The organism is Sporolactobacillus inulinus (assembly GCF_006539285.1).
Lineage (GTDB): Bacteria > Bacillota > Bacilli > Bacillales > Sporolactobacillaceae > Sporolactobacillus > Sporolactobacillus inulinus.
Genome location: NZ_BJMS01000115.1, coordinates 1 through 8,882 on the forward strand (window position 1 = coordinate 1; position 8,882 = coordinate 8,882).

General features: G+C 47.4%; 8 protein-coding genes. 4 read left to right on the top strand and 4 right to left on the bottom strand.

Going from position 1 to position 8,882, the window contains the following annotated elements; genetic code table 11:
* The first annotated feature begins 327 nt into the window (after nucleotides 1-327).
* Nucleotides 328-1,914: an amidohydrolase gene (locus SIN01_RS12880; protein ID WP_010023112.1), complete on the top strand. Its 1,587-nt coding sequence runs from the start codon at nucleotides 328-330 to the stop codon at nucleotides 1,912-1,914.
* A 107-nt stretch (nucleotides 1,915-2,021) separates the two neighbouring features.
* On the opposite strand, the gene SIN01_RS15110 is transcribed toward SIN01_RS12880, so the two are convergent.
* The 4 genes from SIN01_RS15110 to SIN01_RS12895 form a co-directional block, all read right to left on the bottom strand.
* Entirely contained in the window at nucleotides 2,022-2,171 is a 150-nt protein-coding gene (locus SIN01_RS15110; RefSeq protein ID WP_156994721.1) for a hypothetical protein, read from the bottom strand.
* A 130-nt stretch (nucleotides 2,172-2,301) separates the two neighbouring features.
* Nucleotides 2,302-3,024, bottom strand: a complete 723-nt coding sequence (locus SIN01_RS12885) for a polymer-forming cytoskeletal protein (RefSeq protein ID WP_010023113.1) — start codon at nucleotides 3,022-3,024, stop codon at nucleotides 2,302-2,304.
* Entirely contained in the window at nucleotides 3,014-3,775 is a 762-nt protein-coding gene (locus SIN01_RS12890; protein ID WP_010023114.1) for a hypothetical protein, read from the bottom strand. The genes SIN01_RS12885 and SIN01_RS12890 overlap by 11 nt, the downstream gene beginning before the upstream one ends.
* A gap of 1 nt (nucleotide 3,776) precedes the next feature.
* Complete coding sequence (locus SIN01_RS12895; RefSeq protein WP_010023115.1) at nucleotides 3,777-4,439, bottom strand: YhbD family protein; 663 nt, start codon at nucleotides 4,437-4,439, stop codon at nucleotides 3,777-3,779.
* A gap of 164 nt (nucleotides 4,440-4,603) precedes the next feature.
* Between SIN01_RS12895 and SIN01_RS12900 the strand changes: the two genes are divergently transcribed.
* The 3 genes from SIN01_RS12900 (at nucleotide 4,604) to SIN01_RS12910 (ending at nucleotide 8,785) form a co-directional block, all read left to right on the top strand.
* Nucleotides 4,604-5,959: an amino acid permease gene (locus SIN01_RS12900; RefSeq protein WP_010023117.1), complete on the top strand. Its 1,356-nt coding sequence runs from the start codon at nucleotides 4,604-4,606 to the stop codon at nucleotides 5,957-5,959.
* Between the two features lie 126 nt (nucleotides 5,960-6,085).
* Entirely contained in the window at nucleotides 6,086-7,060 is a 975-nt protein-coding gene (locus SIN01_RS12905) for a LacI family DNA-binding transcriptional regulator (RefSeq protein ID WP_010023118.1), read from the top strand.
* A 165-nt stretch (nucleotides 7,061-7,225) separates the two neighbouring features.
* Nucleotides 7,226-8,785 carry an ABC transporter substrate-binding protein gene (locus SIN01_RS12910; RefSeq protein ID WP_010023120.1) on the top strand — a complete coding sequence of 520 codons (1,560 nt, stop codon included), beginning with the start codon at nucleotides 7,226-7,228 and terminating at the stop codon, nucleotides 8,783-8,785.
* The last annotated feature ends 97 nt before the right edge of the window (nucleotides 8,786-8,882 follow it).

Genomic DNA, 8,882 nt, shown 5'->3' on the forward strand with positions numbered 1-8,882 from the left:
ACGTATGTGCACTTAGCGAAAGTTCCTTTACATAGCAGAAGTTCCACTTTTATGCCGCTTTTCGTTATACCACAAAGTAAAATCATAAACTTTCTGTACCTGGAACAAATACCGACACGGTCATTGTGTCTTTACCTATCTTCCCTTATGGTTAATTATAAAAGCAGACCCAATTGGGGATCGCTCGGTTGTTAATCGCTAACCTTGTATGATCTGGTGCCTGATCAACGCTTCAGCGCTCGCATCAACAGAGCACGACCGCGGGCGCCCGAGCGCCTCTGCGAAAATCATATACTTTATTATCCTGTAATAAATGAGGTGAAAAACATGAAGCTTTGGATAAACGGAACCTTTTATACAATGAAAAAACCTGGAGAAACAATCCATTGCGTGCTCACGGAACATGGAAAAATTGTCGCAACTGGCCACGAAGCTGAAGCACAGGTTCAAGGAAGATCTGTTGAGGTCATTGATCTCAAAGGCAGGAAGATTTTCCCCGGCTTTGTCGACAGCCATCTGCATCTGATCTGGTATGGACAAGCTTTGGATCGACTGAACCTTTCAAAATATAAAACCAAAAAAGCATGTCTCGAAGCTATTGCCGCGCGTGCCGCAACGCTGAAGGAGGGCAACTGGCTGTTTGTCGAAGGCTATGACGACAATCGTTTAACCGACAGCAACGGTCTTTTGACGCGCCGCGATCTCGATGTGATCAGCAGTACGCATCCGATCCTGGTCCGGCGCATCGATTACCACACCGTCAGCATCAATACGCCGTTCATGCACGCGATCGGACTCCAACGAAATCAAGTCTTTGACGGAGGCGGAATGATTGACTTAGATGATGATGGGTTTCCAACTGGCATTCTGCGCGATGAGGCGTCAATGCTTGCCATTGAGCGATTTCCAAAGGAGTCTCAGGAAGAATTGGAGCGACTGATCCGGATCGCCGTAAAAGATCTGTGGAAAAAAGGAATCGTTGGCGCCCATTCAGAGGACCTTCATTACTTCAACGGATTTGTTGGTACCGTCCGGGCATATCGGCATACACTAAACGAACAGTTCCCGTTTCGCGCGCATCTGCTCGTTCATCACCGTGAACTGAATGCCTACTTGCGGGCGCCCCGCTCCGTAACCTTGCCCGGCGAATTCGTGACACTTGGCGCGGTGAAGATTTTCTATGATGGTACGGTTGGCTCTCATACCGCCTTTATGACCCAGCCGTACGCCGGGGAGCCGAACAATTTTGGGCTACCCTTTCACAAACCCGAGGAATTTGAGCAGATTGTGCGCCAGGCACGCGCAGCGAAACTTCCGGTTGCGATTCATATTATCGGCGATCGCGCTTTTGCCGATGTGGTTCACGTACTCAAGAAATTCCCGCCGCAGCCAGGTCAGCTTGATCGCATGATTCATACGCCGTGGCTGCGCAGCGACATGCTCGATGCGGCAAAAGGCATGCCGCTGACTTTTGACATTCAGCCGCAATTTATGAGCAGCGACATGCCATGGGCACTCGATGTCCTTGGTTCGGACTATCCGCCGCTTGCCTTCGCCTGGAAATCGATCAAGGAAAGCGGCTTCCCGATAGCTGGCGGGAGTGATGCCCCGATCGAGGTGCCTAACCCGTTTCTGGCTATCCATGCTGCAGTGACACGGACCTGCAACTCAGATGTGAACGGCAAACGTTATTTCCCCGAGGAAGCGCTGGATCTTTTTGATGCGCTGTCGCTTTATACGTCAGGCAGTGCGGCGGCGGCCGGTCAGGACGGTTCATGCGGGACGATTGCACCCGGTAAGTTTGCTGATTTCACGGTACTCGATCAAGATCCCTTTACCGTTGATCCTGCAGATCTGCGTACACTGACCATTCGAACAACCATCGTCAACGGGCAGATTGTCTATGAGCGGTGAGATCACACATCACGGATCGCCGAATCCAGACTGCCTTTGCGCACGCAAAGATGTATACTATCCCAAAGTGCGAGCCGCCTGCCTATTAAAAAAGAAAGACGTGACAGCTATGAATCAGGTACGTTGCCTGCTTTTCGAAAAGTGTATCCACAATTGGCCAAAATGGATTGCACGGATGCGCGTCCCGGCATCGAGCCAAGCATCACACGTGCGCCTTCTTCAATGACTTTCGGCATCGAATCGATCGGTTGCTCCACCACTGGGCCATCTTGTCGCGATTTTCGTTCTTCGTTTGTTCTTAGAAAACAGCCATACGCGAACGGTGCGGATGGCTGTTTTCCAATTGGACTTCTTTTGCTTTTCTCCGGGCTGCGCGCGCATCTTCCATTACATATTCAGCGATGTTTGAACTTCTGCTTTATCATCTTTTTGATAATCACTTCTATAGATCACGCGCCCGATCATGCAGCCGGGGCCGATTTTCACGCGATCACCGCGAACAACTTTTGCTTCAGTGTCTTCAAGATAAATGTCGTCGCCTTCGATCGAATCCACGATCAGCTTTCTTTTACCCAGAGCGCCTAGCAGTGAAGCAAATAACGTGGATGCTGTCTGGCGGCGCACCGTCAAAGTGCCGCATCCAATCTCCTTAATTCGAGAGGTCATGCCGGATAAACCCATTTCGATGCGATCGGCACTGCACAGTCCGCCGACTTTAAGCGGACCGGTGACCGCAAGCTCCTCACTCTCTAAATTCTTTTCAACCGACAACAACCCGGAGCTCCGCACATAGTCGCCGCGCATCGCTCCCAGCACCTTTGTCCGTCCGTCTATTTGAATCCGTTCTCCATGAACATCGCCCTCCACCTTGCATGAACCGTTAATGATCACTGATTCGGCGCTCAGTTGCTGATCAATAACTGCAGAACCGTTGATCGTTACCTGCGCAGCCTTCGCGGCGCCGCTGATGCGTCCGTAGCCATTGATTTCGATCGACCGGCACATCAAATCGCCATGAACCTTGCCGCTGCCGTTAATCTGCACCTTGTTGTATTGTCCGCCTGCGACACTGCCGTTCCCTGATAGCGACAGATTCTTTTCAGCATCCATTTTCATCGTCCTCCCCCGGGCCGTACTTTTTATCGGTAGTTACACGAACCGCCTCACCTACCCGGTATGTTCCGCTTGTCAGATACGATCCCGAATATTCAACACGGTCAACCGTGCACCCATCACCAATCACAACATCGGTTCCGCGCACGATCTTTGCCTCGGTGTCCTCGAGTGAGATTTGGTCGCCTTCGATCGTTTCCACACGCAGACGACGTGTCGGGGATGCCCCGAAAAGCGATTGCTTCCGCTTAACGGATATGCGGCCCGCACCAATTTCTTTTACTTTATTTATCGCATTAAATTTAAGGATCATATCAACCGTGCCGCAATTGAGCAAGCCTTCTACGTTAATGCCCCCGCGCATATCCAGCGACTCCAGCGACACATCGCCGGCAACGCTGAGCACACCGCGCAGCTTCATCGCCTCGCCCGTCAGACTCTTTCCAACTGTGCATTCACCATACACCGAGGACTGCTGCAACACACATTGCCCGTGCACCTGCGTTTGCCCCATCAGTTGCACCGTATGGGCAGCCAGATTTCCGTCAATCGTAACTTCGCCCATATTTTTAAAAAGATTGCTTGACAGGTTGCCAGAGACGGAACATTCACCCATAACTTTGAAAGAATCTGCCTCTGCAGAGCCCATAATGGTACATTCGCCCATAATCCGCACTTTATCAAATGTACCGCCATGTGATTGCGTTTCGCCCATAACTTTCAAATTTTTCCCTGTCCCTTGACTCATTTTACGTATCCTCCCGATCGGGATCCCCCGAGTTTATTGGTTCAATCAATGTTTTCAATCTCTCAATACATGAGGAAATCGCTTGTTTCTTAATGACGTGCACCCCTTGATCAAAGTAAAGCGAAACTTCACCCGCAGCGATCAATACCACAGAAACACCCATTTTGCGTATAAAATACAAATAATTGTTCTTATCGTAAAGTTTGCCGCTGTTTTCCTGCAGTACATCGAGCAGGTCGCTGGCTTCGGAACGATTCATTTGTCCCTCGCTCAGCATTTGGTCAAGCAGAAACATTGCCAGCAAATCATTAAACGGGTATTTTTTTTGATTTGGTACATGTTCCTTGAAGAGATTCAAGGCAGCGATCGAAACAATGTTACGGTCAAGCAAATTTTTTTCAGATAAAGAGATTTTGGTGACTGACTGCGGCGAGAAATGCTCGGCTAGCTCATCAAGAGACAGCGTATTCTTCATGTTTGAAATCGCTTGAACGCGTTTCAGAATTTTCTCTTTTGGGAAAAAGGTTTCTTGCCCGGTATAGGTTGCTTTGCGAATAAACCAGCTTTCCGGAATCAAATTTTTCCTTTTCCAGCGATAGAGCTGACCGTAAGAAATGCCTGTCCGCTCAAGCAACTCTTTCTTTGTAATTAATGGTTCATCCACTTGCGTGCCTCCCTCAGATCATTCAATGCACTCACCATAACATAACACTGTTACGTAGTAAATGGGTCTCTTAAATTTGTTATAATAAATTAATTCCTCTGGCTACATAAACCTGAGGATCGTATCAAAAGATAAAGAGAGACTTGCAACAGGGAGGAAATGAAGTGGAAAATCAGCATCTTGAGCGAAAGCTGAAAAACAGACATATTCAGCTGATCGCAATCGGCGGAGCCATTGGCACCGGATTATTTCTTGGATCCGGAAAAGCCATTCATTTGGCAGGCCCGTCGATTATTTTTGCCTATCTCATCATTGGTATTGCTCTGTTTTTTGTTATGCGTGCACTTGGTGAGTTGCTCTTATCAAATTCCGGCTATGCATCATTCACCGATTTTACTTCGGAATACCTTGGCCCATGGGCCGGCTTTGTCACCGGATGGACCTACTGGTTTTGCTGGATCATGACCGCCATGGCTGACATCACCGCCGTAGGTCAGTACATGCAGTTTTGGTTTCAGGTTCCGCAATGGATTCCGGCCTTTCTCTGCCTCATTGTTTTAACGATTTTAAATTTGCTTACAGTAAAAATGTTCGGTGAAATTGAATTCTGGTTCGCTATCATAAAAGTTATTACCATCGTTGCTTTGATTGTCCTCGGATTAATTTTAATTGTTGTCAGTTTTAAAACCGATTACGGACAAGCCTCCGTTCAAAATTTATGGGCGTACGGTGGTTTATTCCCACATGGCATCGATGGCTTTTTCCTCGGCTTCCAAATGGCCGTCTTCTCATTTGTCGGGATTGAATTGGTCGGTGTGACCGCTGCTGAAACGGCTGACCCCGAGAAGAATATTCCGCGCGCGGTCAACAGCCTGCCCGTACGCGTCCTGCTGTTTTATATTGGCGCGCTATTTGTCATTCTCTGCATCATTCCTTGGACGAAACTTAATGCAGATCATAGCCCCTTCGTTACGGTATTTACACTCGTCGGTATCCCTGCCGCTGCGGGAATCATTAATTTTGTCGTGCTGACCTCGGCAGCTTCTGCATGCAACAGTGGGCTGTTCTCGACCAGTCGTATGCTCTTTTCTCTCGGACGTGACGGCAATGCACCGCAAAGCTTCGCGCGCTTAGGGAAAAGTGCTGTGCCGAGCGCAGCCTTAATCTGCTCAACATTGGCGCTGTTTGCGGGAGTTATCCTTAACTACTTCCTGCCCGACATCGTGTTCACGCTTGTTACAAGCATCAGTGCCATTTGTTTCATCTGGGTATGGGGCGTCATTTTGGTCGCGCATATTATCTATTTGAAAAAGCGCCCGGATCTTGCTGCTGCATCCAAATTCAAGGCACCGCTCGCCCCATTTATTAATTGGATCGTCCTTGCCTTTTTCATCTTTCTTCTTGTGCTCATCGGCATGGCCGCCGACACGCGCATCGCTCTTTTTGTGACGCCGGTATGGTTCTTAATTCTGTTTATTGCCTATACCATGCATCGCAAAAAACGGCAAAATCAAGGATAATACATGCTGCGCTGAGACGCGAAACACTTTTGAAATAAAAATTCATTTTAGATGAAATTTTATTTTTTAATCAACAAATCAGTTATACTAATCGTGTATGATGTGGTCTTGAGGGAGGGTGTCGATTTGCCGGAAAAACCAAAGCTGGAGGATGTCGCCAAGCTTGCGGGTGTATCCCCGACAACCGTATCACGCGTTCTGAACAATCGAGGCGCGATCAGTGAACGGACACGGCGCAAGGTGACCCATGCTATTCAACAATTAAACTATCATCCTAATGAAATCGCACGCTCTTTATTTGGTAGCAAGACGCATTTTATCGGACTGATTTTTCCATCAACCGGGCATCCTTTTTTCGGTGAGTTGATCTTTCAGATTGAAAATATCCTTTCTGAAAAGCATTACAAAGTGCTGATCTGCAATACCATGGATCAAACGGAAAAAGAGCGCAGCTATTTGGACATGCTCCTGTCCAATCAAGTCGATGGAATGATCGTTGGTGCGCACAATATCGGGATTGATATTTATCAACGCGCGAAACTGCCGATTGTCGCTATCGACCGCAAAATGTCGGAAACAATCACCGTTGTCAGCAGCGATAACTATCAAGGCGGACGTATGGCTGCCGAAGAGCTGCTTCGTCAAGGACGGAGCAAAATTATTCATGTGAACAGCATCCGTCAAAAGGAGGCGCCCTCGAGCTACTTGCGTCGAAAAGGGTACGAGGACGTGATGACCGAACACGGTCTTCCTTTCAAAACCTATGAACTTGAATCTCCTTTCGACCCGGAAGTCAAAAAGCAGATTCTCTCATCGCTATTGGATCAGGATCCAACGATCGACGGCATGTTTTTAAGCGACGATTTAACCGCCGCAATTGCGCTCAGCATAATTCGGAAAAGAAACAGAGACATCCAGATCGTCGGCTATGACGGTACGGAAATGGTAACGACCTTGCTTCCCGAGCTGACAACGATTGTTCAGCCGATCCGCGCCATGGCTCAGCTGGCTGTTGATCTTCTATTGAAAGAGATCAACAATGAATTTGACGGGATTAAAAAGAACTATATTTTACCGGTGACGCTGCGCCGGGGCACATAACCCCTCAGGCACCACCGCGTCATTGTGAATGATGGCAAAACAAAACCGCTTTTTTGGGAATTCTCCCAAAAAGCGGTTTTTAATCTTTAGTAAATATTCTGTATAATATCTATTTTCACCCATCTATAATTTAGTTATACATTTTAGAAGGTGAGGTTTTCTTACATGAAGAAGTTGTCATTACTCACATGCTTCCTACTCTTATTCACCATAATCAGCGCATGTTCTTCCGGAAACAGTGCTAAGGAGTCCGGAACATCTGCAGAAGCGGATCAAAAACCCGTATACGGCGGAACGCTGACCATTGCCGACCTTAATGATGCAAAAGGGCTCGATCCGCATAAAGAAACAAGTGCTCAATCCTTCCACTACATCGAAAATATGTATGACACCTTATTTCGCTATAAGGATGGGAAATACGGCGTCATCGACAAGGATCTCGTCAACGATTATACAATTTCCAAAGACGGCAAGACGTATACCCTTCATCTTCACGATAACGTAAAATTTCATAATGGTGATCCGTTAACTTCAGCCGATGTTAAATACTCGATTGAGCGGATCATCAAAATGGGTGTTCGCGCACAACAATTTGATGCTGTGAAGTCCATCGACACGCCGGATAAGACAACGGTTGTCATTACTCTGAAACAAGCAGTTGCTCCGTTCCTGACGTTCTTAGCCAACCCAATGAACGCAATTGTTAACAAAACTATTGTTGAGAAAAATGGAGGCAAGTTGGATCAGGCCGATGCAGGAAGTGGACCTTTCACGCTTGTTTCTTGGAAGAAAGATCAGGAAATGGTCCTTAAAAAGAATAAATCCTACTTCAAAAAAGGACTTCCTTATCTAGATAAAGTTGTTTTTAAAGCCATCCCCGACAGCACCGCCCGTTCAACAGCCATTCGAAATAAGGAATTAAATATCGATCTGCAGCTCACCGCAAAAGATAAAATGCTGCTTGATCATGCATCCGGTGTCACGGTTAAGTCGGTGACCGGCACCTATTGGGAATACATTGGGCTTAATGTAACCAAAGGGCCGCTCAAGAAAAAAGAAGTCCGTGACGCGATTTCATGGGCCGTTGACCGCAATGCGTTGAATAAGCAAGTGAAATTCGGACAGGCAACACCATTGACGGGTGGACCAATCCCGCCAGGCCATGCCTATGACGCAAAACTGGACACATTTAGCAAACGCGATACAGCTAAAGCGAAGCAGCTGCTGGCTGATGCCGGCTATCCGGATGGGTTTTCGATTACACTTAAGGTCGGACAGAACCAGGATCAAGTCGATGCTGCTCAGGTTATTAAGGATCAGTTAAAAGCTGTCGGCATTAACGTCAAAATTGAGCAGCAAGAAGACAGTGTATTCTTTAATGCACTAGGCAAAAAGCAATTTGAAATGACGATTGTCGGCTGGGTCGGCTTCGTTGATCCGGACGAATTCTTCTACAATATTTTCCATACAGGCGGTGCCTACAACCAGCAAGGTTACACCAACAAAGAAGTTGACAAGCTGCTTGAAGAAGGCCGCGTCACCATGGATGAAGCAAAACGCAAACAGATCTATGACCATGCACAGAAATTGATTGTGGAAGATGCACCGATGGTATTCTTATATGCCAACAAACAATCAACGGCGATGACCAACACGGTTCATGGATTTGATGTCAACCCAACCGTCACAACGAAGTCTCTGGAAAGCACTTGGCTCAGCAAATGATCATAAGTCTTATCTCAGAAATGTCGGGCTAAACCCGATCCTAAATCGCCAATCATGTGTGATGGACTCGTGGCTTTTCGGTGCTGAATCGTCGCTT

Bases quoted from the DNA above. Each gene is read 5' to 3' on its own strand.
- SIN01_RS12880 (WP_010023112.1), top strand. From the start codon at position 328: ATGAAGCTTTGGATAAACGGAACCTTTTATACAATGAAAAAACCTGGA.
- SIN01_RS12885 (WP_010023113.1), bottom strand. From the start codon at position 3,024: ATGGATGCTGAAAAGAATCTGTCGCTATCAGGGAACGGCAGTGTCGCA.
- SIN01_RS12890 (WP_010023114.1), bottom strand. From the start codon at position 3,775: ATGAGTCAAGGGACAGGGAAAAATTTGAAAGTTATGGGCGAAACGCAA.
- SIN01_RS12910 (WP_010023120.1), top strand. From the start codon at position 7,226: ATGAAGAAGTTGTCATTACTCACATGCTTCCTACTCTTATTCACCATA.